Consider the following 25,281-nt stretch of genomic DNA (forward strand, 5'->3'; position numbering starts at 1 on the left):
GCATGATCCGGAAAAGTGTCAGCGGTTTTCGGATAGGATCATGCGCTGAAAATGCGGAGGGGAGGGGTCATGACCTCGGTCTATGACTTCTCCGCCCGCGCCATCGACGGCGCAGAGGTCTCGCTGGACCGCTGGCGGGGCCAGGCGCTGCTGATCGTCAACACGGCGTCGAAGTGCGGCTTCACCGGCCAATACGATGGGCTGGAAAAGTTGCACCGCACCTTCGCCGACAGGCCGTTTGAGGTGCTGGGCTTTCCCTGCAATCAGTTCGGAAATCAGGAACCCGGACGGGCGGCGGAGATCGCCGCCTTTTGCGCCACCAGTTTCGATGTGACCTTTCCGCTGTTCGACAAGGTGGAGGTCAACGGGCCGAACCGGCATCCGCTCTACGCTTGGCTGACGCAGCAGAAGCGCGGCTTCCTGGGTTCCCAGGCGATCAAGTGGAACTTCACCAAATTCCTGACCGACCGCGAGGGCAGGGTCGTCGCCCGCTACGCCCCGCAGACTGAACCCGAGGCCATCAAGGCCGACATCGAGAAGTTGATCTAATGGCTGCTGAATTCGATCTCGTCGTCATCGGCTCGGGCCCCGGCGGTTACGTCGCGGCCATTCGCGCCAGCCAGTTGGGCCTGAAGGTCGCCATCGTCGAGCGCGAGAACCTGGGCGGCATCTGCCTGAACTGGGGCTGCATCCCGACCAAGGCCCTGCTGAAATCGGGCGAGAAGTTCGAGAGCCTGAGCCACCTGAAGGAATACGGACTGTCGGCGTCCGGCGCGTCGTTCGACTTCGACGCCATCATCCAGCGCTCGCGCGGGGTCGCGGCGACGATGAACAAGGGCGTCGCCTTCCTGATGAAGAAGAACAAGATCGAGGTGATCGAGGGCTCGGCCAAGCTGGAGAAGGGAGCGGCGGCGCCCAAGGTGGTCATCGCCCTGAAGGCCGGCGGTTCGCGCACGGTGGAGGCCAAGTCGGTTATGCTGGCGGTCGGCGCCCGCGCCCGCGCCCTGCCGCAGATCGGGCTGGAGGCCGACGGCGACAAGATCTGGGCCTATCGCGACGCCCTGGCGCCGAAGACACTGCCCAAGTCGTTCGTGGTCATCGGCTCGGGCGCCATCGGCATCGAGTTCGCCAGCTTCTATCGCGCCCTGGGCGCCGAGGTGACGGTCGTCGAGGCTGTGGATCGCATCATGCCGGTCGAGGACGAAGAGGTGTCCAAGGCCGCCCAGAAGTCGTTCGAGAAGCGCGGGATCAAGTTCAAGGTCGGCGCCAAGGTGACCAGGGTCGCCAAGGCGGGCGCCGGCGTGAAGGTCGACATCGAGGTCGGTGGAAAGGCCGAGAGCCTGGAGGCCGAGGTCTGCATCTCCGCCGTTGGCATCACCGCCAACACCGACGGCATCGGCCTGGAGGCGCTGGGCGTCGAACTGGACCGCGGCCACATCAAGACCGACAGCCATTGCGCCACGAACGTGAAGGGCCTCTACGCCATCGGCGACTGCGCCGGCGCGCCTTGGCTGGCGCACAAGGCTAGCCACGAGGGCATTCACGCCGCCGAGCACATCGCCGGCTACAAGACCCCCAACGTCCATTCGCCCATCGCCGGCTGCACCTACGCCCAGCCGCAGGTCGCCTCGGTCGGCGTGACCGAGCAGGGCGCGCGCGAGGCGAAGCGCGAGGTCAAGATCGGCCGCTTCCCGTTCCGGGTGAACGGCAAGGCCGTGGCGGCGGGCGAGCCGGACGGCTTCGTCAAGGTGATCTTCGACGCCAAGACCGGCGCCCTGATCGGCGCCCACATGATGGGCCACGAAGTCACCGAGATGATCCAGGGCTATGTCACCGCCATCACCATGGAGGCGACGGAAGAGGACATCCAGGGCATCGTCTATCCGCACCCGACGATGAGCGAGGCCATGCACGAGGCGGCGCTGGACGCCTACGGCCGCACCCTGCACCTCTGAGGCGTCAGAGCGCGGCCAGCGCGGCCGCGTGGGCGCGGACCTCGGCGCGCAGGTCGCTGTCGGTGTCGAACACGCCGTACCAGCCCTGCGGCTCGTGCGGCGGGTCGCCCAGCCAGGCGTCGTCGCCCGCCTGGAAGCGATGGTCGGCGTGGCGCGGCCGGCCTTCGCCGCTCCAGGCCCAGAAGTTCGACCCGACCAGGGGACCGCCGGCCTTGGCGCTTTCCAGGACGGCGGCGTGGACGTCGCGATAGAAGCCCTGGCGGTAGGTCGTCGGCGCCTCGGGTTCATAGCGATCGCCGTCCCGGGGATAGCCGAACTCCTCGATCACCAGCGGCTTGCCCAGCTCTTCGGCCAGGGCGATGTGCTGGTCGATGTAGTCGCGCGCCAGCCGCCGCGCCTCGGCGTCGGTGCCGGCCATGTCGTCGAGCTTCAGCCAACTCCAGTTGCCGGGCCAGATATGGGCGGTCAGGTAATCGATGTCGGCGGGGCGGTGGGTGTCGAGCACGATCCGGCGGTCGCCGGCCGACCCCATCAACCCTTCGCTGCCGGTGGAGACCAGTTGCTTCGGCGCCAGGGCCTTGATCAGCCGGGCCGTGCCTGACATCCAGGCCTGGAAGGCGGGCTGGTTGTCGCGGACCGTGTCCTCGCCGCCGCCGGCGCGAGGCTCGTTGGCCAGCTGCCAGGCCATGATGGTGGGATCTTCGGCGTAGGCGCGGCCGGTGACGGTGTTGACGCGGCCCGCCACGGCGCGGACGTAGTCGTGATACAGGGCCACGGCCTCGGCGCTGCGGTAGAAGTCGGCGTTGAAGTCGGCGAAGGCGGGCCAGGGATGGGCCGGGTCGTTCATGTTCAGGTAGCGGCCGCCGTTGACCCAGGACAGGTAGGTCATCATGCCCCCCGACCACTCCCAGAAGTTGGTCAGATAAAGGACCGCCCTCATCCCTCGCCGGGCCATTTCAGCCAGGGCGTGGTCGAGGCCGACCAGCAGCGCCTCGTTGTAGCCGTCACGGTCGCGAAAGGCCGGGCGGACGGAGTTGCGCAGGGGCGACAGCTCGGCGGAGGCGGCCAGGCGCAGGTTCGTCACGCCGTCTCCGGCCAGGGCGTCGAGTTCCCGTCCCAGGCGGGCGCGGTCGCCGCCGGGGCCGGCCATCCCCAGCCAGGCGGCGTACCAGACGTTCGCCCCCACGAAGCGGTAGGGACGGCCGTTCAGCGTCAGCCGGCTTCCCTCGCGCGTGACGAAGCCGGAGGCGGCGCCGGCGCGGGCGGGCAGGGCGGCGGCGGCGGCGGCCGCGGCGGCGAGGGCGGTGCGCCTGGTGAACATGGGGCCTCCCGGATCGATCAGGCCGCGAGGGTGGCCGACCGGCGGCCCGGCGTCGAGTCGTCAGGCGGCCTGGGCGGCTTTCGGCTTCTTGGGCTTGTCGGCCCTGGGGCGCTTGGGCTGAGCCTTGCGGATGGCCTTCTCGGCCTTCCGCGCTTCCTTCTCGGCCAGCTTCTGGGCCTTTTTCAGCGCCTTGGCCTCGGCCTTGGCGGCGTCGGGGGCGGCGTCGGCGGCGGCGGCCAGCTCGGCCAGCTGGTTCAGGAAAGCGTCGCGCTGGCCCTTGGGCAACAGGCCCATGATCCGCTTGTCGGCGGCCTCGACCTTGGGCCGGGCGGCTTCCAGCCGGGCCGCGCCGTCAGGCGACAGGCGCACGGCCTTGGCGCGGGCGTCCAGGGTCGAGCGCTCGCGTTCCAAGAGGCCCTTGGCGGTCATGCGCGTGACCAGGTCGGCCAGGGTGGAGCGGTCGATGCCGGTCATGCGCACCAGCTCGGTCTGGGTCAGGCCGGCCTTGAGCGAGGCGGCTTCCAGGACGGCGAACTGGCGCTGGGTCAGGCCGTCGGGGCCGGTTTCCTCGGCGTAGATGTCCAGCGCCAGCTGCAGGGCGCGGTGCATCAGGTGGCTGGGCGAGTTCGCCAGCGGGCCGATCTTCCTGGGAAGCTTACCGGACTTGACCATGTGACGTCCCCCGAACCGTTTCGTCCGAACACGTATCAGCGACGCTTTACGATTTGACGGGGAAACTGCGTCGGTTCTGCGACAGTTCCCCTTACAGACCAGGATCGGGCGAGACGGGGCCGGGCTCTTCGTCCTTGATCATGTTTCGCATGATGAGGGGCACCTGGGACAGGCCGAACACCGAGGCGGCGATCCAGAGCACGCCGCGGAAGCTGGTCCAGACGTCGTTGGGATTGGGCGTGGCCCAGCCGAAGGCGTGCCAGAGGGCGGTGACGGCCGCCGGGCTGCGGAACACCTCGTTCAGGATGGCGACGGCCAGGAAATAGAGGCCGTAGCGCAGGGTCAGGGTGCGCCAGGCGGCGTCGTTGACGCGGATCGCCGAGCCCAGCAGCATCTTGAACGGATATTTCTTCAACGGCAGCGAACCCAGCAGGACCACCGCCAGAAGACCGTTCTGGACGGTCAGTTTCAGTTTCACGAACAGATCGTCGTGGGTGAAGACGGTCAGAAGGCCGAACACCAGGGCGAACAGGCCGGTGATCAGCGGCAGGGGGGCGAAGCGCCGTTCGATGGCGAAGCCCACCGCCAGGGCCAGGGCCGAGGCGCCCACCAGCACCCAGGTCGCCAGGATCATGTCGCGGGTGATGAAGTAGCTGCCCATGAAGGCGGCCAGGGCGCCGAAGTCGACCGCCTGACGGATCCACTGGCGGTTCTTCTTCTCGGGCGGGGGGATGTCGGCCATCAGTCTTCCAGTCCCACCAGCGAGCGCGAGAAGGCGCGGGCGTCGAACGGCTGCAGGTCCTCGACCCCCTCGCCGACGCCGATCAGCATCAGGGGGGCGTCGGAGGCCTGGGCGACCGGCACCAGAACGCCGCCCCGCGCCGTGCCGTCCAGCTTGGTCATGACGATGCCGGTGACGAAGGCGGTGCGGCCGAAGATCTGTTCCTGGGCCAGGGCGTTGCGGCCGACGGTGGCGTCCAGCACCAGCAGGGTGTCGTGCGGCGCGTCCGGATCGACCTTCTTCAGCACCCGCACGATCTTCAGCAGTTCGTCCATCAAGGCGGACTTGTTCTGCAGGCGGCCGGCGGTGTCGATCAGCACGACGTCGAAACCCTCCTGCCGCGCCTTCTGATAGGCGTCGAAGGCCAGGCCGGCGGCGTCGGCCCCGTCGCGACGCGCCTCGAAATGGGCGCCGGCGCGTTCGGCCCAGACCTTCAGCTGTTCGCGGGCGGCGGCTCGGAAGGTGTCGCCGGCGACGATCATCACCTTGGCGCCCTTTTCCGTCAGGTCGGCGGCGATCTTGCCCAGCGTCGTGGTCTTGCCCGAGCCGTTCACGCCCACGAACAGCACCACATAGGGCTTGGGGCCGGTCAGGGGGTCGAAGGTCGCCTGGCGCGGCGACAGTTCGGCGGCGACCGCCTCGGCCAGCGCCTCCTTGACCTCGCGCTCGGGCGCGTCCTTGCCGAACTTCAGCGTGCGGAACCGCTCGACGATGCGCGCGGCGGCGGCCGGACCCAGGTCGCTTTCCAGCAGATGCTCTTCCAACTGCTCCAGGGACGCCTCGGACAGGGGCTCCTTGACGAAGGTGGCGACGACCTGATCGGTCATCTGCCTGGAGGAACGGGAGAGGCCCTGCGACAGGCGCTGGAACCAGCCCTTTTTCGGCGTATCGGTCATGGTGATGGCTTTAGCGGGGGCGAGGGCGGACGTCATCCGCATTCGGGCGTATTCGGCGGGGGACGCGAGGGGCGCCCAAACGCCGCGTCGGAAAAACACCGTATGAATAGTGTGAATCGTGTGAAATCGCGGACCTCCCGAGGGTGGGGCTTTTGACTTCGGAACTGTAGGCCGGCGGGCGGCCCAGGCGGGCAGATCGCCGCGACGATCCCGCAGGCCTTTGAAATGTCGGCGTTCAGGTCGACAACATACGCGCGGCGGCGGGCGCGGGCTATCGCAATCGTCGAATTTGAGGGCAGGGTCGGCGTCGGCGAGGCCGTCATCGGCGAAACGGAGCGGGCGGCATGTCGGACGGATTTCCCCAGGGCGTGGTGCATGAGGCGGGGGCGGACCTGGAGACGGCGATCCGGTCCGGTCCCGGCCTGTTGGACCTGTGGGCCGGACTGACGCCGCTGGGGCGCAACGAGTTCATCTGCTGGGTCGACGACGCCAAACAGGCCAAGACCCGCCAGCGCCGGATCGAGCGCACCGCCGAGGAGCTGCGCGAGGGCAAGAAACGCCCCTGCTGCTGGCCCGGCTGCATCCACCGCACCGACAAGGCGCCGAGCGCCTGGCAGCAGGCGGTGCTGATCGACGGGAAGGGGAAGGGCGGATAGTTCGCTTTCGGCTTCTGCTTGGCGCTTGGGCGGGAAGCCTAGCGCCGCTTTCCACCCATTGCAGACCTTGGCTTCGCGCCGCCGCTGGCTCGGTCAGCGAATGGGCAGCCCCTCGGTCGTAGTTTCCTTCCGCGCATAGACCCAGAGAGGTAGCTGGCCGGATCGCAGGTCGCCCGGATAGTCCAGCCGCACTACCTCTTCAGTCAGGGTCCAAGGCGGTGGAAAGCCCGCTATGACTTCTGTCCCGACTATCCTCGCGCTTTCCTCATCGTCTTCGCTGATGGGGCCGTCGAACACGAACCGCGCCATGACGTTCGTTCCGCTCCAGCCGCACGTCATGGCGCGCAGGCTTGGCGGCACCGCGAAAAGCAACCCGCGCTGAGCAAAGATGAGGATGTTGAGACGAATGTCCGCGTCGGTCATCGCGCTAGCCTACATCTCCGAGTGTCCGCTTCCCACCCACATGCAGTTGTCGCCTCCCGACCCATTGCGGACATTGATAGTCGGTGCGACCGTTCGATCATGAAAGCGATCATGATTATGGCTGCCTCGGCCATCCTTGTCGCCTGTGCGACTACGCCATCGCAGGAAGCAGCACTTACAACGTCATCGTCTCAAGCTTGTGCTTTGCGGACGGCGGCACGCCATCACGCCGGCGAGGTGATCACTTTCAGAGGCCGCTACTCCTCCGACGGGCGCGAAAGAGCTCGGATTGACGTCATCGATTGCCAGCATCGCTATAGCGTCCATCGGATCGCCGATGGGCTTGAGAAGGTGATGGATCCCGAAGCGCTTATTGGGTTCTACCCAAGGCGCTCTATTGAAGCCCTATTCACGGCGAGGATCGAACTCGTGCCGCCCAACACCCTATCTTATCAAGACGACGATGGAGTGCGGCTCGCACTCCTGACAGCCACCGAGATAGAGGCGACGCCCGAGTAGCCTTGCCAATGAAGTGGGCAATGTCCGCTGACCACCCTCCGCTGACGTTCGGAATGTCCGCAGCGGCGCATGTGGACGAACGATTCCCGTCGGTCGTCATTCCCGACTATACGGAAACCGACCGGCGCGCGCCGGAGCAGCGGACGAGCCCATGGCCGAGACTGATTTCTTTCATTCGCCCAAGTCGCACGGCTTCGTGCGCGTGGCGGCGGCGACGCCGGTCAGCCATGTGGGTGATCCGGTCGCCAATGCGGAAGAGCACCTGGCCCTGATCCGCGAGGCGGCGGGCGAGGGGTGCGACCTGGTGGTGTTTCCGGAGTTGTCGCTGTCGGCCTATGCGATCGACGACCTGCACCTGCAGGCGGCGCTGCTGCACGAGGTGGAGCGCCAGGTGGCGGTGCTGGCCGCCGCGACCGAGGACAGCGGCGTCCTCGCCATCGTGGGGGCGCCGATCCGGGGCGGCGACGCCCTGTTCAACTGCGCCGTGGTGCTGGGCGGGGGCGAGGTGCTGGGCGTCGTGCCCAAGACCTATCTGCCGAACTATCGCGAATACTATGAGAAGCGCTGGTTCGCCCCGGCGACGGCGCGGACCGAGGACGCGCTGGTCCTGAACGGCGAGAGCGTCGATTTCGCGCCGGGCCTGGTGTTCGAGGCGGTCAACCGGCCGGGTTTCGTCTTCGCGGTGGAGGTCTGCGAGGACTTCTGGGCGCCGCTGCCGCCGTCGACGCGGGCGGCGCTGGCGGGCGCGCGGATTCTCTGCAACCTGTCGGCCTCCAACATCGTGATCGGCAAGGCGGACGAGCGGGCCATGCTGTGCGCCAGCCAGTCGTCGCGGACGCTGTCGGCCTACGTCTTCACCGCCTCGGGCTGGGGCGAGAGCACCACCGACCTGGCCTGGGACGGGCAGGCGACGATCCATGAACTGGGCGCCAGGCTGGCCGAGGGCGAGCGGTTCGCGCTGGAGAACCACCTGACCGTCGCCGACGTGGACGTGGACCGGATCGGGCTGGAGCGGCTGAGGAACGGCACCTTTTCCGAATGCGCGCGGGTCGAGGGGGAGGCGGCGACGGTCGTGCCCTTCACCGCGCGCGAGGACGCCATCGCCAGCGACCTGATCCGGCCGATCGACCGGTTTCCGTTCGTGCCCGACGATCCGGCGCGGCTGGACCAGGACTGCTACGAGGCGTTCAACATCCAGGTGCAGGGCCTGATGCGCCGGATGAAGGCGACGAACGGTCGGCGGCTGGTGATCGGCGTGTCGGGCGGACTGGATTCGACCCAGGCGCTGCTGGTCGCCTGCCGCGCCTTCGACCGGCTGGGCCTGTCCCGCGAGGGGATTCTGGGCTTCACGATGCCGGGGTTCGCGACTTCGGAGGGGACCAAGTCGAACGCCTGGGCCCTGATGAAGGCGCTGGGCGTCACGGGCGCCGAGATCGACATCCGCCCGGCGGCCGAGCAGATGCTTAAGGATATCGGCCATCCCTTCGCGGACGGCGAGCCGGTTCACGACATCACCTTCGAGAACGTGCAGGCGGGGCTGCGGACCGACTATCTGTTCCGCCTGGCCAACCAGAACGGGGCCTTCGTCCTGGGGACCGGCGACCTATCGGAACTGGCGCTGGGGTGGGCGACCTATGGCGTCGGCGATCACATGAGCCACTACAACGTCAACGGCGGGGTGGCCAAGACCCTGATCCGGCACCTGATCCGCTGGGTGGCGGACAAGCAGCTCGTGGGGGCGGACGCCGCGCCGACGCTGCACGCCATCCTGGACACCGAGATTTCGCCCGAACTGGTGCCGGCCGGGGCGGACGGCAAGATCCAGTCGACCGAGAGCACGGTCGGGCCCTATGCGCTGAACGACTTCTTCCTGTTCTACATCAGCCGGTTCGGGCTGAAGCCGTCCAAGGTCGCCTATCTGGCCGAACAGGCCTGGGCCGATGCGGCGCGCGGCGACTGGCCCGCCGGGACGCCGGACGACGAGAAGATCACCTTCGAGCTGCCGATCATCAAGGCGTGGCTGAGGAAGTTCCTGGTGCGCTTCTTCCAGACGTCCCAGTTCAAGCGCTCGGCCCTGCCGAACGGGCCCAAGGTGGTGACGGGCGGGTCGCTGTCGCCGCGCGGCGACTGGCGCGCGCCGTCGGACGGCACGGCGCGGGTGTGGCTGGACGAACTGGAGGCCAACGTCCCGGACTGACGCCTGGGACGCGGGCTGTCAGGCCTTTTCCACGAAGCTGTCGATGACGCGCTTCTCGCCGGCCTTTTCGAAATCGACCAGCAGCTTGTTGCCCTCGATCAGGCGGACGTGGCCGTAGCCGAACTTCTGGTGGAAGACGCGCTGGCCCTTGGTCCAGCCCGAGGCGGACTTGGGGTCGGCGGTGGCGACCAGGCGGCCGTCGCCCTCGATGACGGCCTTGCGGGCCGGGATGCGGCTGGGCGTCTGGGCCGCCGTGAAGGATTGGGCGCGTTTCCAGCCGGGCGAGGAATAGCCGCTGCCGAAGGACGGGGCGTCGTCGTCCCAGCGTGACTTGGCCTCCTTCATGCCGGCCGAGGCGCCGTAGTAGCCGGTGTCCGACTGGGCCTCGACGTGGGCCAGGGGCAGTTCGTCGACGAAGCGGCTGGGCAGCTGGCTGGTCCACCGGCCATAGACCAGGCGGTTGGCGGCGAAGGAGATGCGGGCGTCCTGCTTGGCGCGGGTGACGCCGACGTAGGCCAGGCGGCGTTCCTCCTCCAGGCCCTTTTCGCCCTTCTCGTCGATGCTGCGCTGCGAGGGAAAGACGCCTTCCTCCCAGCCGGGCAGGAAGACCAGCGGGAATTCCAGCCCCTTGGCGCCGTGCAGGGTCATGATCTGGACCGCCCCGTCGCCGTTGGGATCGTCGCCGGCGCCGCGGTCCAGGTCCATCACCAGGGCGACGTGCTCCAGATAGGCCTGAAGCGTGTCGAACGACTGCATCGACTGGACCAGTTCCTTCAGGTTCTCCAGCCGGGTCTGGCCGCTGGTGCGGTCGGCCTTCTGCATATCGGTGTAGCCGCTCTCTTCCAGCACCGTCTCCATGACCTGCCAGTGGGGCGTGGTCTCGGCCAGGGCGCGCCAGCGGTCCAGGTCGCGCAGGAAGTTGGACAGGGCGGTGCGGGTGCGGGCCTGAAGCTCGTCGGTGTTGACCAGGCCGCGCACGGCGGTGACGGCCGACAGGTCGTGCTGGCGGGCGATCTGAAGGATCTTCTGCACCGAGGTGTCGCCGACGCCGCGCTTGGGGACGTTGACGATCCGCTCGAAGGCCAGGTCGTCGTCCTCGGACAGGATCAGGCGCAGATAGGCGTGGGCGTCGCGGATTTCCGCCCGTTCGAAGAAGCGCGGGCCCCCGATGACCGTATAGGGGATGGCCAGCATGACCAGCCGTTCCTCGAAGGCGCGCATCTGGAACGAGGCGCGGACCAGGATGGCCATGTCCTTGTATTTCAAGCCCGGTTCGCCGGCGTGGGGGCGGCGGGCGGTCTCGATCTCGTCGGCGATCAGGCGGGCCTCGGCCTCGCCGTCCCAGACGCCGCGCACCCGGACCTTGTCGCCGCTGTCGTCCTCGGTCCACAGGGTCTTGCCCAGCCGGTCGCGGTTGGCCGCGATCAGGCCCGAGGCCGCGCCCAGGATGTGGCTGGTCGAGCGATAGTTCCGCTCCAGCTTGATGATCCTGGCGCCGGGGAAGTCGCGTTCGAAGCGCAGGATGTTGTCCACCTCGGCCCCGCGCCAGCCGTAGATCGACTGGTCGTCGTCGCCGACGCAGCAGACGTTGCCGGTCGAGGCCGTCAGCAGGCGCAGCCACAGATACTGAGCGACGTTGGTGTCCTGGTACTCATCGACGAGAATGTAGCGGAAGCGGCGGCGGTACTCCTCGGCCAGGTCGGCGTGCTGCGACAGGATGGTGATGTTGTGCAGCAGCAGGTCGCCGAAGTCGCAGGCGTTCAGCGTGCGCAGGCGGGCCTGATAGGCGCCATACAGCGCCTGGCCCCTGCCGTTGGCGAAGTCCTCGGTCGCGGGCAGCTTGTCGGGCGTCCAGCCGCGGTTCTTCCAGTGGTCGACGAGGCTGGCCAGCGACTTGGGCGTGAAGCGCTTGGTGTCGACATTGGCGGCTTCCAGGATCTGCTTCAGCAGCCGTTCCTGGTCGTCGGTGTCCAGGATGGTGAAGGTCGACTTCAAACCCACCAGCTCGGCGTGGCGGCGCAGGATCTGGGCGGCGATGGAGTGGAAGGTGCCCAGCCAGCGCAACCCTTCCGCCGACGGGCCGATCAGGTGGGTGATCCGCTCGCGCATCTCTCGCGCGGCCTTGTTGGTGAAGGTGACGGACAGAAGCTCCCACGGCCGGGCGCGGCCGGTGGCCAGGATGTGCGCCAGCCGTGTGGTCAGGACCCGCGTCTTGCCCGTGCCCGCGCCGGCCAGGACCAGGACCGGGCCCTCGGTCGTCTCCACCGCCAGCCGCTGTTCGGGGTTCAGCCCGGTCATGTAGTCGCGCGGCGCCGCCCCTTCGGGCGCGCGGGCCCGGGCCAGGTCGGAGATGCGGGGAGAGGGCAGGTCGGTCACAATGGGCAAACGCTCGAACGATCGGATTCGGCCGGAACATAAGGGGCACAGACGGCGATGTCAGGGCCGTCGTTGAAATCAGCCGCCGGAACCGGCGCGTCGGGACCGCCGTTTCGTCCGCTGAAGGACGAGGAGACCGTTCGTGGCGACGCGTTCCCGACATTCCAGGCTGTGGGCGGTCATGGTCGCCGTCGTGGTGGTGGTCGCAGCCCTGGCGCTGTGGCTGCTGTTCGCGGGACGGGCGGCGACCCCGACGGCTGGCCCCCGACTGGACGTGGAGCCGCCGCGCCCGTCGCTTCCCGACACGCCCCGGCTGCCGCCGGTCGAGCCGCCCACCGTGCCGTCGCCCGTCCCGGCGCCCGCGCCCGTCCGCTGAGCGTCTATTTCAGGCTGTAGGTGATGGTGGTGACGACGCGGACCTTCTTGTCGATGGAGGCGGCCTCGCCGCCGCCGCCGTCGCCGTCGCGTGGCAGGATCTCGAACGAGCCTTGGGTCGCCTGACGGATCGGGCCCAGCGGCGTGCCGGAATCCTTGGCGAACTGTTCCGCGCCGGTGCGGGCGGCGGCGGTGCCCTCGGCGATCATCTGCGGCCGGACCGCGTTCAGCCGTGTGAAGATGTAGGACGGCCCCTGGAAATCCTGCAGCACCACGCCCTGGCGCACCAGATCGTTCAGCGCGCGCGTCGTCGTCTGCACCCGCGCCACGTCATTGGTGCGGACGATCACCGTCTGGGCCAGGATGAAGCGCGGGCCGCCGGTCTGGGAGGCGTATTCGCGCGAGCGGGTGTCGGCGACCTCCAGCCGGCCCAGGTCGACGGCCTCGGTCGGATAGCCCTGGGCGGCCAGGAACCGGCGAACCAGCACCAGATCCCCGTCGATGCGCGCCTGGACGTCGGACAGCACGTCGCCCGAGGCGGTGAAGCGCAGCGGCAGGACCGCCAGATCGGCCTTCACCTCGCGCTCGGACAGGCCGCGCACGGTGACGGTGCGGTCGCCGGCGCGGGCATGGATCACGCCCTGGCCGATCAGCGCGCCGGCGCCGATGAAGCCGATGGCCAGGAGGCCGCCGAAGACGGCGGCGGGAAGCAGGCGATTGTCGGTCATGGTCGACCCTCCGGCCGCCAGCCTACGCCCGGCGGAGGCCGCCCGGCTAGAGGTCGTCGGTGGCGGCGTACACCATGACGCCGGTGGCGATGGCCAGGTTCAGGCTGTCGGCCCGGCCGCGCATCGGAATCTTGACGTTGACGTCGCAGGCGGCGGCCAGCCGGTCGGTGAGGCCCGCCTGTTCGTTGCCCATCAGGATCAGCGACGGACGGCGCATGACGGCCGTGCGGTGGCTGACGGTCGCGTCGAGCCGGGTGCCGACCACGCTGCCCGGCCAGGTCTTGCGCCAGGCCAGGAAGGCGTCCGGGTCCGTCCGCGTGATCGACACGGCGAAGACCGAGCCCATCGTCGCGCGCACCGCCTCCACCGAATAGGGATCGACGCAGTCGCCGATCAGGATGACGCCGCCGCAGCCGGCCGCATCGGCGGTGCGGATGATGGTGCCCAGATTGCCCGGATCGCGCACCTGCTCCAGCGCCACCCAGCAGGGGGCGCTGTCGGGGTTCAGGGCGTCCAGCGGCGCATAGGCCTGGTCGAACACGCCCAGCACGGTCTGCGGATTGTCGCGGCGGCTGATCTTTTCCAGGATGGCGTGGGTGACGACGACGATCTCGCCGCCGGCCTTCAGCGTTTCGGCCTTTGCGCGGTCCAGCAGGGGGTGGGGGCGGGCGTCCTGGCCGACCAGCAGCATCCGGGGCGCGCGGCCCTGGTCCAGCGCTTCGCCGATGAACTTCAGCCCCTCGGCCAGGAAGGTCCCGGTGGTCTCGCGCTCTTTGCGCATGTGCAGGGCGCGCACGGCCTTGACCGTGTCGTTGGTCAGGGAGGTGATGAGGCGCTCGGTCATCGGCTCCATCGCGCGAAGAACGACAGGCCGATGGCGCGGGCGTCCGGACCGTCTTCCGACAGCGCCAGTTCGCCCCAGTCGATGCGTCCGCCCCGGTCGTGCGTCGCCTCGGCCATCATGTGGGCCAGCGACAGGCCCGATATGCGCGCGGCGTAGGCGTTCAGCAGCAGGAAGTCCGCATCGTCGTCCAGCAGGGCGGCGCAGTCCTTCAAAAGGCCCGGCATGTCCTCGAACAGCCGCCAGACCTCGCCGGTGGGACCGCGTCCGTACTTGGGCGGGTCCAGGATGATCCCGTGGTATTTCGAGCCGCGACGGACCTCGCGGGCGACGTATTTGCGCGCGTCCTCGACGATCCAGCGGATCGGGCGGTCGGCCAGGCCGGACAGGTCGGCGTTCTCGCGTGCATAGGTCACGGACTTCTTGGAGGCGTCGACGTGCGTGACTTCGGCCCCGGCCGCGGCGGCGGCCAGGCTGGCGACGCCGGTATAGCCGAACAGGTTCAGGATCTTCGGCCGGTCCAGGCCGCGCACGCGGGCGTCAAGCCACTCCCAATTGGCCGCCTGTTCCGGGAAGAAGGCCAGGTGGCGGAACGGGGTGAAGCGGCCGGTGAAGCGCACGTCGCGCCATTTCAGCGGGAAGGCGTCGATGGGGCCGTGCTGGTCGAACCGCCAGCGGCCGGAATCCTCTTCCTCCTGCTGAGGGTCGAAGACGGCGTTGGCGGCGTCGAAGGCGGCCGGATCGCGCGGGGACCAGAAGCACTGGGGCTCGGGCCGGACCACGGTGTGGCCGCCGTAGCGCTCCAGCTTCTTTCCGTCGCCGGAATCCAGCAGGGCGTAGTCGGACCAGCCTCGGGTCACCAGGGTTTCGGGCGTGGGAGAGAGCTTGGGCGCCATCGTCGCGCTGATAGGCGCTCAGGCCGCCTCGCGTCCAGCGCCGTCGACGGTTTCGACGCGATCGCGGTCCCGGTCGTGGGGCGTCTTGTCCCAGACGAAGGGCTGGGTCGCCAGCCGCCAGAGGGCGTGCAGGAAGGCGACGCTGAGCAGCGCCCAGTAGGCGGGCGCGCAGGCCATGTCGGACAGGCGGTAGTCCAGGCCGGCGCGCCGGGCCCCGACCGCGCAGCCCATCCAGGCGGCGATGGCGCCCAGCAGCAGAACGCCGATCGAGGGGATCGGCACCCCCGGCGACAGGCCCGACGCCAAGCCGATCAGCACCGCCGCCGTCAGCCAGGCCAGCGCAGGGGCGTGGGCCAGGGCCGAGACGATGGCCATGCCCACGGTCATGACGAAGGCGGCCAGACCGCGCGCGCCCAGGCCCAGCGGCGCTCGCGTATGGACGCCCCAGGTCTGCATATAGCCCTTCAGCCAGCGCGTCCGCTGGGGCAGCCAGCGGTCGAAGCCGCCGGGCGGCGTCTCCAGGGTCGGACGGGCGATCACGCCCAGGCGCCAGCCGTTCCTCCACAGGCGAAAGCCCAGGTCCGCGTCTTCGGTGACGTTGTAGGCGTCCCATCCGCCGGCCTGGCGCAGGGCGCTCATGCGGATGTGGTTGCTGGTGCCGCCCAGGGGGAAGGGCAGGCCCAGGCGCGCCATGCCGCGCAGCGTCACCTCGAACAGCGAGGCGTACTCCAGGGCGAATTGCCGATCCAGGAAGCCGGATCGCGGAAGGTGGGAGCGGTCGCGGATTCGGAGCGGCGCCTGCAGGCAACCCAGGCCGGGGTCGTGCATGAAGCGCGACGCCGCCTCGCGCAACTGGCCCGGATCGGGAGCGTCCTCGGCGTCATAGATGGTCAGAACGGCCCCGCTGGCGCGCGACAGGGCGAAGTTCAGAGCGCGCGGCTTGGTCTGGGGCGCGCCAGGCGGGGCGATCAGGACGTGAAGCCAGGCCGGGCGGGGCGTCGCCTCGATCGCAGCCAGAGTGGCGGCGTCATGGGCCTCCAGCACCAGGAAGCCTTCCAGCCGATGCGCCGGATAGTCGAGGCGCGACAGGTTTCGGATCAGCTGCGGGGCGACATCGGCCTCGTCGTGAAGCGCGGCCAGGACGGTGTAGCGCGGCCAGCGTTCAAGGGCCGGCGCCTGGGGGATCGGGGCCAGACTGGCGATGGCCAGGGCGAACCGCCACATCGACGTCAGGACGAACAGCGCCTGAAGGCCGGCGACGGCGCACGCCAGGGCGGGCGTGGGCGCCGACAGCAGCGCGCAGCAGGCGAAGGCCAGAAGGCCCGTGAACAGCAGGGTCTGGCCGATCGTCGCGCCGTCCCGCGCGGCGCTGGCGTGCGCGACGCGATCCGCGTCCGCGACGGCTGCGCCCCCGTCCGCCCCCATGGCCGCCTCCCCAGCCCGACAATCCAGGATTGGTATTTGACGCAACCCAATAGTTCAAGCCTTGGCGGTTGCGGACGGGAATGGGTATGCAGGGGCCCGCACGGAGCTGACCCTTGACCGCCGCCAACCCGCGTTCGAACCGAAAGCCCAAGGGCGAAGGCCATTCGCGCCGAGGGGAAATCCTGGCCGCCGCCGAACGCATCTTCGTCGAGCACGGCTACGAAGGCGCCACGATCCGCAAGATCGCCGACGCGGTGGGCCTGTCGTCGACGGCGCTCTACATGCACTTCGCCGACAAGGGCGAAATCCTGCAGGAGATCTGCCGCGAGGCGTTCGCCCGGCTGATCGAGGCCACGCGCGACCTGGCCGAGACGCCGGCGCCGCCCGAGGTCCGGCTGCGGCGCATGATCGAGGCCTATGTGACCTTCGGCTTCGACCATCCCAACGCCTATCGGCTGATCTATCTGACCCGTCCCGCCGAGGCGCGCGAGGGCGCCCAGACCATGGCCCAGGAAATGGGCGGCGGGCTGTTCGACAGCTTCGAGGCCGCGGTGGCCGAGACGGTCCGGGCCGGCCGGATGACGGGCGAGCCGACGCTCATCGCCCAGGCCATCTGGGCCTCGGCCCACGGCGTGGTGTCGCTGATGATCACCAAGCCCTATTTCCCGTGGGCCGAGCGCCAGGCCCTGGTCGACACGACCCTGGACGCCGTGTTCGGGGGATTGTTGAAATCGTGAGGCGGACCGCCGGGCTCGGTATGGCGGTCGCCCTGGTCGCGACGGGCGCCGCGCGGGCCGAGCCGCTGCGGGTGATGGCTCTGGATCAGTGCGCGGACCAGTATGTGCTGGCCCTGGCCCCGGAGGCCGAACTGGCCCTGTCGCCGCGCGCCGACGACCCGGATTCCTGGATGCGGCGCCAGGCCGAGGGACGCCGGCGCATCCGGCCGACGCTGGAGGCGGCCGTCGGTTTCCGCCCCGACGTGGTGGTGCGCTACTGGGGCGGCGAGCCGCGCCTGCTGGCGGCGCTGGAGCGGCGCGGGGTGCGCGTCGTGACCCTGGACGACGCGGCCGATTTCGACGGCATCAGCGCCAATATCGCGCGGGCGGCCGACGGCCTGGGACAGGCCGAGCGCGGGCGGCGGCTGGAGGCGCGGATGCGCGCCACGCTGCAGGCCTCAGCGCCCAAGCAAGGCGGACGGCCCGGCGCGGCCTATCTGACGGCGGGCGGGTTCACCGCCGGGCCCGGCACGCTGGTCGATGCGATGATGCGGGCGGCGGGCTACGACAATGTGACGACTGCGCCGGGCTTCGGGCCGCTGAGCGTGGAGCGGATCGCCCTGCATCCGCCCGTGCGCTTCGTGCTGGGCTTCTTCGATGAGTTGAGGGCGGACTGGCGCGGGCCGGGCCGGCATCCGGTGGTGCGGCGCGCCGCGAGGGGGCGGACGGCGGCCGCCCTGCCGGCCGCGGTGCTGACCTGCCCGGCCTGGTTCGCCGCCGACGGCGTGGCGATGATGGCGAAGGGGCGGCCATGACACGGACGGCGACATTGTGCCTGGCGATGGCGCTGCTGCTGGTCGCGGCGCTGGCGGCGGCGGTGCTGGTCGGCGAGACGGCCTTCACCGGCGGCCAGTACCGCCAGGCCCTGTTCGATCCGGCCTCGGGGCCGGCCGAGGTGCTGTGGCAGGTGCGCGCGCCGCGCGCCGTCTGCGCCGTGATCGTGGGGGCGGCGCTGGGCCTGGCCGGGGCGGTGATGCAGGGCCTGCTGAGAAATCCGCTGGCCGATCCGGGGGTGCTGGGCGTGTCGGCGGCGGCGGCGTTGGGCGCGGCGCTGGCGATCGTTCTGGGCGCGGCGGCCGTGCCGGGGCTGGTCGAGATCAGCGCCCTGGTGGGCGCGGGCCTGGCGGGCGGTCTGCTGATCGCCGTGTCGGGCGTGGTGCGGGCGCCGGAGGCGCTGATCCTGTTCGGCGTGGCCCTGTCCAGCTTCGCGGGGGCGGCGACCGCCCTGATCTTCAACCTGTCGCCGTCGCCCATCGCCCAGGCCGAGGTGATGTCCTGGCTGCTGGGCTCGGTGCAGAACCGCAGCTGGATCGACGTGGCCTGGGTGACGCCGGCCGTCATCGTGGCCGCCGCCTTCGCCGCCCTGGCGACGCCGGGCCTGCGGATGCTGACCCTGGGCGAGGAGGGGCGCCGCGACGTCGGGCCTGCCGATGCGGCGGCTGCGCGCCTTCGCCCTGATTGCGGCCTCGGTCGCGACCGGGGCGGCGGTGGCGGTGGCGGGCGTGATCGGCTTCGTCGGCCTGGCCGCGCCGCACCTGGTGCGCGCGGCGGTGCGAGGCGATCCGGGGCGGGTGCTGTGGCCCTCGGCCCTGGCCGGCGGGCTGATGCTGGTGATCGCCGACCTGCTGGCGCGGCTGACGCCGACGGATCAGGAGTTGAAGCTGGGGGTGTTCACCGCCCTGATCGGCGCGCCCCTGTTCGGCCTGATCGCCTGGCGCGCGGCGCGGGAGTGGCGGCTGTGATCGCCCCGCTGACGATGCGGGACGCCGAAGCCAGCCTGGGCGGCCGCAAGGTGCTGGATGGGGCGGACGTGCAGGCGGGCAGGGGCGAACTGGTCGCCCTGGTCGGTCCGAACGGCGCCGGCAAGTCCAGCCTGATCCGGGCGTTCGCGGGACTGCTTGCGCTGGACGGCGGGATCGCCCGACTGAGCGGGGACGATGTCAGGGCCCTGTCGCCGCGCCAGCGGGCCGAACGGGTCGCCTATCTGCCGCAGGAGCGCCGCATCGCCTGGAATCTGCCGGCGATCGAGATCGCTGCGCTGGGCGCGCCCTTCCTCACCGGCGAGCAAGCGCTGGCGCGAGCGCGGGTCGCGTTGGACGAGGTCGGCGCCGGCCATCTGGCCGACCGGGGCGCCGCCGAGATGTCGGGCGGCGAACGGGCGAGGGTGCTGCTGGCGCGGGCGCTGGCGTCGCCTTCGCCGCTGCTCCTGGCGGATGAGCCGATCGCCGGGCTGGACCCGGACGCCCAGCGGCTGGTGCTGGAGCGGCTGCGGGCCAAGGCCGACGCCGGAGGCTCGGTTCTGGTCAGCCTGCACGACCTGACGCTGGCGGCCGCCTTCGCGGATCGGGTCGTGGTGCTGGACGGCGGCCGCGTCGTCGCCGCCGGCCCGCCGCTTGAGGCGCTGTGGCCCGAGGTCCTGAAGACGACGTTCGGGCTGGACGGCCGCTGGGTCGAGACGGTCGACGGGCCGTTGCTGGCGGCCCGCCGGGCTCAGTAGCCGGCGTAGGGGCGCGGGCCGGCCGCGGCCCCGGCCGAGATGTCCGCCGAGGGCGTCAGCGGCGCCGAACCGCCGTTCAGGCGCGCCTTGTACACGGCCATGTTCTCCATCACCCGCATCATGTAGTTGCGCGTCTCCGTGAAGGGCGCGCATTCGATGAAGTCGATCGCAGCGTTCGCGTCGCCGCGCGGATCGCCGCAGCGGGCGACCCACTGGCTGGGCCGGGCGGGACCGGCGTTGTAGCCCACTGTCGCCAGCAGCATCGAGCCGCTGTTGGCCGCCATCAGCTCGCCCAGGTGATAACTGCCCAAGGTCATGTTGTAGTCCGGGTCCCACAGCTGCTCGGCCGAGAACCCCATGCCCAGGCGCCGGGCGACGCCGGAGGCCGTGGCCGGCAGGAACTGCATCATGCCGCGCGCATCGGCGTGGGAGCGGGCGCGGGGATCGAAGCTGGATTCCTGGCGCGTGATGGCCAGGGTGAAGGGCAGGGGCGCCGAACCGTTGACCGAGGGCGGGATGCGCACCGGGTACATCCGTTCGGGCAGGACGAAGCCGCGCTGGCTGGCCGCGCGGCCCACCATCATGGCGGTGAAGTCCTCGCCATAGCTGCGCGACAGGTCCATCAGCAGGGCCAGGTCCTCGATGGTCGGCAGGTCGTTGTCCAGTTGATAGGCGAAGACGCGCAGTAGACTGGTTTCGCCCGTCTCGCCCAGGATGCGCGTCGCGCGGACCAGTTCGCGGCCCTCGAAGGAAGCGATGGCGGCCTGATCGGGCGCGGGCTCGCCCGGCAGGGTCAGGGTGGTCAGACCGGCCTTCTCGGCCGCCAGCTGGCCATAGAAGGTCTGCCAGTGCTGCGCGCCGTTGCGGTAGTAGTTCATCGCCGCGTCGCGTTCGCCGCGCGCCTCGGCCGCCCGGCCCAGCCAGTAATAGGCCCGCCCTTGCGTGATGGGCGTGGACGAGGCGCCGCGCAGGGCCTCGAAATGGCGGGCGGCGACCTCGGGCTGGTTCAGCTTGGTCAGGGCGACCCAGCCGGCGAAGAAGTCGGCGTCCACCATCCGGTCGCCGGCGGTGAAGCCGTGGCCGTTCATCGCATCGTAGGCCGCGCGCCAGTTTCCGACCTGAAGGGCGTCCAGGAAATAATTGCGGCGCTCGCTCCACAGGGTGTTCTGGCCCGTGTCGTGCGACGGCGCGGGCGGCAGGGCGGCCAGCAGCGGGAAGGCTTCGGACTGGCGGTTCTGGGAGCGCAGGATCCGCACGCGTTCCAGCACGACGGCGGGATCGCCGGCCTGGGCCGGCGTCAGTCCGGCGACGATGGCGTCGGGGCTGTAGGCGGTGCGCAGGGCCAGCACGGCGTTGGCCACGGCGGCCCGGTCGGGCGAGACCAGGCCGAGCATCGCGCGCGTGGCCGGCCCGTGCGGGCCCAGCAGCAGCAGGTTCAGCCGTCTTTCATGATCGGCCGGCGTCAGCCATCCGCCCCAGCGGGCCAGGACGCGCGACTGCGGCGCCTCGTCGAAGGATTGGGTCGTCCACCAGTCGCGGATCAGGGCGCGCGCCTCGTCGGTGCGGCCGCGCTGCTCATAGGCGGAGGCCAGGGCGATGGCGCCCTCGATGGTGGTCGGCGGACCGTCGGCGAACAGGGCCAGGGCGGCGTCGGCGCCCATGCCGGAGCGGTCCAGCACCTTCTCGGTCGCGGCGCGGCGCGATTCGGCGCGCGGCCAGCCGGCCATGCCGGCCTGGGCCTGGGCCAGCTGGGCGTAGGACAGCTGTTCGCCCGAGGTGTCGATCAGCGCCCACTCGACCAGCTTGCGCGCGGCCGGGTCGCCGATCTGGGCCAGCACGGCCTGGGTTCCGGCCACGTCGCGGGCGCGGGCGGCGGCCAGTCCCTGGCGGAAAAGCGCGGTGTCCTGATCGTTCAGGACGCGGGGTCCCCGGTAGGCCGAAACGGGGGCGGCCGTGGACTGGACCGCCGTGTAGGGAACGGGGCCGGAGGTCAGGTCCTGCGGATTGGGAGCAAGCACCGCAAGCATGGCCGCCAGGCTGGTTCCGATCATGATCTTTCCTGTTCCCATTCAATCCGGTTGCGGCAAGGCCGTCGGCGACCTAACTTCCCGCGCTCGTTTCTCGGCGGCGATCGACGTCGCCCCCTCCCACGCAGGCCAAGCTAGTCCCATGACCGCCCCCTTGTTCAAGGGCGTGATCACCGCCCTGATCACACCACTTCGTGACGGAAACGTGGACGAGGCCGCTTTCGTCAAACTGCTGGAGCGCCAGATCGCCGCAGGGGTCGACGGCGTGGCGCCGATGGGCACGACGGGCGAGAGCGCGACCCTGCACCCCGACGAGCACAAGCGCGTGGTCGAACTGGCCGTGGCGACGGCGGCGGGACGGATTCGCGTGATCGCGGGCGCCGCTCCTCGGCCACCGACAAGGCCGTCGAGATGGCGGCGCACGCCAAGGCGGTCGGCGCCGACGGCGCGCTGGTGGTCGCGCCCTATTACAACCGGCCCTCGCAGGCGGGGATGACGGCGCACTTCCGCGCCATCGCCGACGCCGTGCAGCTGCCGGTGCTGCTTTACAACGTGCCGGGGCGCACCGGATCGGACCTCGCCAACGAAACCGTGGCCGCCCTGGCCGGTCATCCGAACATCGTCGGCGTCAAGGACGCCACCGGCGACATGGGACGGATCGCCTGGATGCGCGCGACCCTGCCTGAGGGCTTCGCCTATCTGTCCGGCGACGATTCCAGCTGGCTGGGCTATGCGGCGTCGGGCGGGCACGGGGTGATCTCGGTGACGTCCAATGTCGCGCCCGAGGCGATGGTCGCTCTTCACCAGGCGCTGGCCGCGGGCGATCTGGCGACCGCGCGGTCCTGGCAGGATCGGCTGATCGGCCTGCACCGGGCGCTGTTCCTGGACAACTCGCCTTCGCCGACTAAGTACGCCCTTTCGCGTCTGGGGCTGTGCGGCGAGGAGGTGCGGCTGCCGCTGGCGCCGACGGCCGAGGCGGTGCGGCCCGAGATCGACCGGGCCATGGCCGCGGCGGGCCTGACCTGATGGCCGCCGAAAAGCCCAAGATGAAGGTGCTGGCCGAGAACCGTCGGGCGAAGTTCGACTATTTCCTGACCGACAATCTGGAGGCCGGGATCCAGCTGCTGGGCACCGAGATCAAGGCCTTGCGCGACGGTCGGGCCAACATCGCCGAAAGCTACGCCTCGGTGGAGGGCCGCGAGATCATGCTGATCAACGCCGACATCCCGCCCTACAAGCAGGCCAACCGGTTCAACCACGAGCCGCGCCGGCATCGCAAGCTGCTGCTGCACAGGAAGCAGATCGACAAGCTGATCGGCGCGGTCCAGCGCGACGGCCAGACGATCATTCCCTTGCGCCTCTATCTGAACGAGGCGGGCAAGGCCAAGCTGGAGATCGCCCTGGCCAAGGGCAAGAAGCTGCACGACAAGCGCGAGGCCAGCGCCGAACGGGACTGGCAGCGCGACAAGGCCCGGCTGATGCGCGACAAGGGCTGAGGGCGAGAACCAAGCGACGTTCAGTCTGCGCCGTCATTCCGGGGCGTCCGCAGGACGAACCCGGAACCCAGGAGACTTGCATCCGGCGTCCGATGGATTTGGCGGCGAGACCGCGGTCCCGGATTCCGGGTTCTTCGCTTCGCTCAGCCCCGGAAGGACGATTCCACGGCGTGGGACGCTATTCGGTTGTCCTAGGCCTCGATCAGCGCCCGGGCGCGGTCGAAGATCGCCTCGAACATCTGGGGCGTCAGGCGGCCGGTGTTCGTGTTCAGCCGCGAGCAGTGATAGCTGTTCAGGATGACGTAGCCGCCCGCCTCGCCCTCGGCGCCGTGGCCGGCGGGCATGGCCGTGCCGGGCCGCCCGAACGCCTTCAGGATGTTGCGGCGGGACACGTCGCCCAGGGTGACGATCACCTTCAGGTTCGGCAGCAGCTTCAGCCGGTCGATCAGGAAGGGGCGGCAGGTCGTCTCCTCGATCGGCAGGGGCTTGTTGCCGGGCGGGGCGCAGCGCACCGCATTGGTGATCATGCAGTCGGTCAGGGTCAGATCGTCCTCGCCGTCGGGGTCGTAGCGGCCGGTCGCGAAGCCGGCCTTCTTCAGCGTGTCGTAGAGCAGCCAGCCGGCATGATCGCCGGTGAAGGGGCGGCCCGTGCGGTTGGCCCCCATGCGGCCGGGCGCCAGGCCCGCCACCAGCAGGCGCGCGTTCGGATCGCCGAACGACGGGGCCGGGCCGTTCCACCAGTCAGGGTTCTGGCGCGCGTTCTCGTGACGATAGGCGACCAGGCGCGGGCACAGGGGGCAGTCGCGGGGCGGTTCGGGCGTCAGGCTCATTGCGTGGCCTTGGGTCGGCCGAACTCGGCCATCAGGTCGTTCAGGTCCAGGAAGGCGTCGGCCTGGCGGCGCAGTTCGTCGGCGATGTGCGGCGGCTGGGTCTTCTGGGTGGATATGACGGTGACGCGGACGCCCTTGTCCTGGACCGCCTGCACCAGCCGGCGGAAGTCGCCGTCGCCCGAGAACAGCACGACATGGTCCAGCCGGGGCGCCAGCTCCAGCATGTCGACCGCGATCTCGATGTCCATATTGCCCTTGATCCGGCTGTGGCCCTGGCCGTCGGTGAAGCGCCTGACCGGCTTGGTGACCACCGAAAAGCCGTTGTAGTCCAGCCAGTCGACCAGGGGTTTCACCGGCGAGAACTCTTCGCCCTCGACCACCGCCGTGTAATAATAGGCCCGCGTCAGGATGGATTTCTCGCGGAACCAGTCCAGCATCCGCCGGAAGTCCAGATCGTGCTGCAGAGACCGCGCGGCCGAGTAGAGGTTCGAACCGTCGATGAAGACCGCCAGCCGGTCGGTGGAATGAAACATGGTCGAAGCCGTCAAAAGCGATGAAGAAAAGGGCGTCCGGCCCGACGTCGGAATCGACGACGGCCTTGATCTGGACGGCGCAGTCATCGTGGCCCTGGGCTGCAATGACAAGGGGGCGTGGTCGTCGTGCCGCGAGGCGCTGGAGGCCGCGCTGGCCCGTTTCCGGTGCGAGGGGATCGACGTCGTGGCGCGATCGCGCTGGTGGTCTTCGCTGGCCTGGCCCGACGCGGACGACCCGCCCTTCCTGAACGGCGTCGTGGTGGTCAGGACCGAGCACGATCCCCATGCGCTGATGGCCGCCCTGGGACGGATCGAGGACGCCTTCGGCCGCCAGCGTTCGACCCGAAACGCGCCGCGCACGCTGGATCTGGACCTGATCGCCTACGGGCGGCTGAGCGGCGACCTGGACGGCCTGATCCTGCCGCATCCGCGCGCGGCCGAGCGCCGGTTCGTCATGGGCCCGCTGGCGGAAATCGCCGCGGACTGGCGCCACCCCGTCACGGGCGGGGCCGCCGGCGATCTGGCGCGAGAGGCGACGGTGGGCCAGGACGCCCATCCGGCCTGACGCCCAACTTCCGCCCCTGTGGCGTTGCAAAAAGCCGTCCCCATCTGTATTTGACGCGGTTCTCCCCGCGTTCGAGGAATTTCATGGCCCGCGTCACCGTCGAAGACTGCATCGAGAAGGTTCCGAACCGCTTTGGCCTTGTGCTGCTGGCCGGTCACCGCGCCCGCAACATCGCCAACGGCGCCGCCCTGACGCTCGACCGCGACAACGACAAGAACCCGGTCGTGGCCCTGCGCGAAGTGGCCGAGGACACGGTCAAGCCGGACGAGCTGCGCGAGAACATCATCACCACGCTGCAGCGCGTCGACGAGCGCACCGAGGCCGAGGACGAGGCCGAGACCGTCGCCCTGCTGGCCGAACCGCAACACATGAACATGGCCGAGGCCGAGCTGATCCGCGCGCTGCAAAGCGACCGCGACGGCGGCCAGGAGGAGCGGTACTGACGCCCGAGGGAGCCCCCTGGCGTCACTATCCTGCCGGCGCGGACCGAGACGGC

General features: G+C 69.9%; 25 protein-coding genes and 2 pseudogenes. 14 read left to right on the forward strand and 13 right to left on the reverse strand.

The genetic code is table 11. The features are described 5' to 3' along the window. The first annotated feature begins 69 nt into the window (after window positions 1-69). Complete coding sequence (locus tag MU852_RS16495) at window positions 70-549, forward strand: glutathione peroxidase (protein WP_249750455.1); 480 nt, start codon at window positions 70-72, stop codon at window positions 547-549. Continuing rightward, entirely contained in the window at window positions 549-1,955 is a 1,407-nt protein-coding gene (lpdA, locus tag MU852_RS16500; RefSeq protein ID WP_249750456.1) for a dihydrolipoyl dehydrogenase, read from the forward strand. Before MU852_RS16495 ends, lpdA begins: the two co-directional genes overlap by 1 nt. Before the next feature lie 4 nt (window positions 1,956-1,959). Here the strand turns inward: lpdA and MU852_RS16505 are convergent, their stop codons facing one another. From MU852_RS16505 to ftsY, 4 genes are all read right to left on the reverse strand, one after another. Next, window positions 1,960-3,276: a glycoside hydrolase 5 family protein gene (locus MU852_RS16505; protein WP_249750457.1), complete on the reverse strand. Its 1,317-nt coding sequence runs from the start codon at window positions 3,274-3,276 to the stop codon at window positions 1,960-1,962. A 60-nt stretch (window positions 3,277-3,336) separates the two neighbouring features. Next, the gene (locus MU852_RS16510) at window positions 3,337-3,948 is read right to left on the reverse strand and encodes a MarR family winged helix-turn-helix transcriptional regulator (protein ID WP_249750458.1); all 612 of its coding nucleotides are present in this window, start codon (window positions 3,946-3,948) and stop codon (window positions 3,337-3,339) included. 91 nt (window positions 3,949-4,039) lie between these two features. Continuing rightward, window positions 4,040-4,690 carry an inner membrane-spanning protein YciB gene (locus MU852_RS16515; RefSeq protein ID WP_249750459.1) on the reverse strand — a complete coding sequence of 217 codons (651 nt, stop codon included), beginning with the start codon at window positions 4,688-4,690 and terminating at the stop codon, window positions 4,040-4,042. Continuing rightward, a complete protein-coding gene (ftsY, locus tag MU852_RS16520; RefSeq protein ID WP_249750460.1) occupies window positions 4,690-5,625 on the reverse strand; it encodes a signal recognition particle-docking protein FtsY in 936 nt (311 codons plus the stop codon). The genes MU852_RS16515 and ftsY overlap by 1 nt, the downstream gene beginning before the upstream one ends. 344 nt (window positions 5,626-5,969) lie before the next feature. Here ftsY and MU852_RS16525 point away from each other — a divergent pair, with 344 nt between their 5' ends. Continuing rightward, window positions 5,970-6,281, forward strand: a complete 312-nt coding sequence (locus MU852_RS16525) for a YdeI/OmpD-associated family protein (protein WP_249750461.1) — start codon at window positions 5,970-5,972, stop codon at window positions 6,279-6,281. Between the two features lie 93 nt (window positions 6,282-6,374). Here MU852_RS16525 and MU852_RS16530 read toward each other — a convergent pair whose 3' ends face one another. Then, window positions 6,375-6,704: a MafI2 family immunity protein gene (locus MU852_RS16530; protein WP_249750462.1), complete on the reverse strand. Its 330-nt coding sequence runs from the start codon at window positions 6,702-6,704 to the stop codon at window positions 6,375-6,377. 99 nt (window positions 6,705-6,803) lie between these two features. On the opposite strand from MU852_RS16530, the gene MU852_RS16535 reads away from it, so the two are divergent. Beyond that, the gene (locus tag MU852_RS16535) at window positions 6,804-7,223 is read left to right on the forward strand and encodes a hypothetical protein (protein ID WP_249750463.1); all 420 of its coding nucleotides are present in this window, start codon (window positions 6,804-6,806) and stop codon (window positions 7,221-7,223) included. 151 nt (window positions 7,224-7,374) lie between these two features. Continuing rightward, the gene (locus MU852_RS16540) at window positions 7,375-9,420 is read left to right on the forward strand and encodes an NAD(+) synthase (protein ID WP_249750464.1); all 2,046 of its coding nucleotides are present in this window, start codon (window positions 7,375-7,377) and stop codon (window positions 9,418-9,420) included. Window positions 9,421-9,438: 18 nt separating this feature from the next. Here the strand turns inward: MU852_RS16540 and MU852_RS16545 are convergent, their stop codons facing one another. Beyond that, window positions 9,439-11,796, reverse strand: a complete 2,358-nt coding sequence (locus tag MU852_RS16545) for an ATP-dependent helicase (RefSeq protein WP_249750465.1) — start codon at window positions 11,794-11,796, stop codon at window positions 9,439-9,441. 142 nt (window positions 11,797-11,938) lie between these two features. Here MU852_RS16545 and MU852_RS16550 point away from each other — a divergent pair, with 142 nt between their 5' ends. Continuing rightward, a complete protein-coding gene (locus MU852_RS16550) occupies window positions 11,939-12,172 on the forward strand; it encodes a hypothetical protein (protein WP_249752004.1) in 234 nt (77 codons plus the stop codon). A 4-nt stretch (window positions 12,173-12,176) separates the two neighbouring features. On the opposite strand, the gene MU852_RS16555 is transcribed toward MU852_RS16550, so the two are convergent. The 4 genes from MU852_RS16555 to MU852_RS16570 are packed head-to-tail and all read right to left on the reverse strand — an operon-like array spanning window position 12,177 to window position 16,061. After that, window positions 12,177-12,899, reverse strand: coding sequence for an SIMPL domain-containing protein (locus MU852_RS16555; RefSeq protein ID WP_249750466.1), 723 nt, complete (start codon window positions 12,897-12,899; stop codon window positions 12,177-12,179). A 46-nt stretch (window positions 12,900-12,945) separates the two neighbouring features. Beyond that, a complete protein-coding gene (locus tag MU852_RS16560) occupies window positions 12,946-13,743 on the reverse strand; it encodes a TrmH family RNA methyltransferase (protein WP_249750467.1) in 798 nt (265 codons plus the stop codon). Continuing rightward, window positions 13,740-14,636 (reverse strand): RsmD family RNA methyltransferase, encoded by an 897-nt coding sequence (locus MU852_RS16565; RefSeq protein ID WP_249750468.1) that lies wholly within the window; start codon window positions 14,634-14,636, stop codon window positions 13,740-13,742. Before MU852_RS16565 ends, MU852_RS16560 begins: the two co-directional genes overlap by 4 nt. Window positions 14,637-14,654: 18 nt before the next feature. Next, window positions 14,655-16,061, reverse strand: coding sequence for a glycosyltransferase family 2 protein (locus MU852_RS16570; protein WP_249750469.1), 1,407 nt, complete (start codon window positions 16,059-16,061; stop codon window positions 14,655-14,657). A 113-nt stretch (window positions 16,062-16,174) separates the two neighbouring features. On the opposite strand from MU852_RS16570, the gene MU852_RS16575 reads away from it, so the two are divergent. The 4 genes and pseudogenes from MU852_RS16575 to MU852_RS16590 all read left to right on the forward strand — a co-directional run bounded on the left by MU852_RS16575 (window position 16,175) and on the right by MU852_RS16590 (window position 19,334). Further along, on the forward strand, window positions 16,175-16,798 hold the full coding sequence (locus MU852_RS16575; protein ID WP_249750470.1) for a TetR/AcrR family transcriptional regulator: 624 nt from the start codon (window positions 16,175-16,177) through the stop codon (window positions 16,796-16,798). 20 nt (window positions 16,799-16,818) lie between these two features. Continuing rightward, window positions 16,819-17,592: an ABC transporter substrate-binding protein gene (locus MU852_RS16580; protein ID WP_249750471.1), complete on the forward strand. Its 774-nt coding sequence runs from the start codon at window positions 16,819-16,821 to the stop codon at window positions 17,590-17,592. After that, window positions 17,589-18,579: pseudogene (locus MU852_RS16585) on the forward strand (FecCD family ABC transporter permease). Before MU852_RS16580 ends, MU852_RS16585 begins: the two are co-directional and overlap by 4 nt. 14 nt (window positions 18,580-18,593) lie before the next feature. Beyond that, window positions 18,594-19,334, forward strand: coding sequence for an ABC transporter ATP-binding protein (locus tag MU852_RS16590; protein WP_249751984.1), 741 nt, complete (start codon window positions 18,594-18,596; stop codon window positions 19,332-19,334). Here the strand turns inward: MU852_RS16590 and MU852_RS16595 are convergent. Further along, on the reverse strand, window positions 19,328-21,385 hold the full coding sequence (locus MU852_RS16595) for a lytic transglycosylase domain-containing protein (protein ID WP_249750472.1): 2,058 nt from the start codon (window positions 21,383-21,385) through the stop codon (window positions 19,328-19,330). The two genes, MU852_RS16590 and MU852_RS16595, sit on opposite strands and share 7 nt — an antisense overlap. Window positions 21,386-21,503: 118 nt before the next feature. Between MU852_RS16595 and dapA the strand changes: the two are divergent. Together dapA and smpB are read left to right on the forward strand one after the other, a co-directional pair. Beyond that, window positions 21,504-22,387: pseudogene (gene dapA / locus MU852_RS16600) on the forward strand (4-hydroxy-tetrahydrodipicolinate synthase). Then, on the forward strand, window positions 22,387-22,857 hold the full coding sequence (gene smpB / locus MU852_RS16605; RefSeq protein WP_283843690.1) for an SsrA-binding protein SmpB: 471 nt from the start codon (window positions 22,387-22,389) through the stop codon (window positions 22,855-22,857). The pseudogene dapA and the gene smpB overlap by 1 nt, the downstream one beginning before the upstream one ends. A gap of 191 nt (window positions 22,858-23,048) precedes the next feature. Here the strand turns inward: smpB and MU852_RS16610 are convergent, their stop codons facing one another. Further along, the gene (locus MU852_RS16610) at window positions 23,049-23,687 is read right to left on the reverse strand and encodes a uracil-DNA glycosylase (protein ID WP_249750473.1); all 639 of its coding nucleotides are present in this window, start codon (window positions 23,685-23,687) and stop codon (window positions 23,049-23,051) included. Next, window positions 23,684-24,220 (reverse strand): LabA-like NYN domain-containing protein, encoded by a 537-nt coding sequence (locus MU852_RS16615; RefSeq protein WP_249750474.1) that lies wholly within the window; start codon window positions 24,218-24,220, stop codon window positions 23,684-23,686. The genes MU852_RS16610 and MU852_RS16615 overlap by 4 nt, the downstream gene beginning before the upstream one ends. Between MU852_RS16615 and folK the strand changes: the two genes are divergently transcribed. Together folK and rpoZ are read left to right on the forward strand one after the other, a co-directional pair. After that, window positions 24,219-24,785 carry a 2-amino-4-hydroxy-6-hydroxymethyldihydropteridine diphosphokinase gene (gene folK / locus MU852_RS16620; RefSeq protein ID WP_249750475.1) on the forward strand — a complete coding sequence of 189 codons (567 nt, stop codon included), beginning with the start codon at window positions 24,219-24,221 and terminating at the stop codon, window positions 24,783-24,785. The two genes, MU852_RS16615 and folK, sit on opposite strands and share 2 nt — an antisense overlap. Window positions 24,786-24,868: 83 nt before the next feature. Then, window positions 24,869-25,228: a DNA-directed RNA polymerase subunit omega gene (gene rpoZ, locus MU852_RS16625; protein ID WP_249750476.1), complete on the forward strand. Its 360-nt coding sequence runs from the start codon at window positions 24,869-24,871 to the stop codon at window positions 25,226-25,228. Window positions 25,229-25,281: the final 53 nt, after the last annotated feature.

The sequence above is a fragment of the Brevundimonas albigilva genome (assembly GCF_023503965.1).
GTDB lineage: Bacteria > Pseudomonadota > Alphaproteobacteria > Caulobacterales > Caulobacteraceae > Brevundimonas > Brevundimonas albigilva.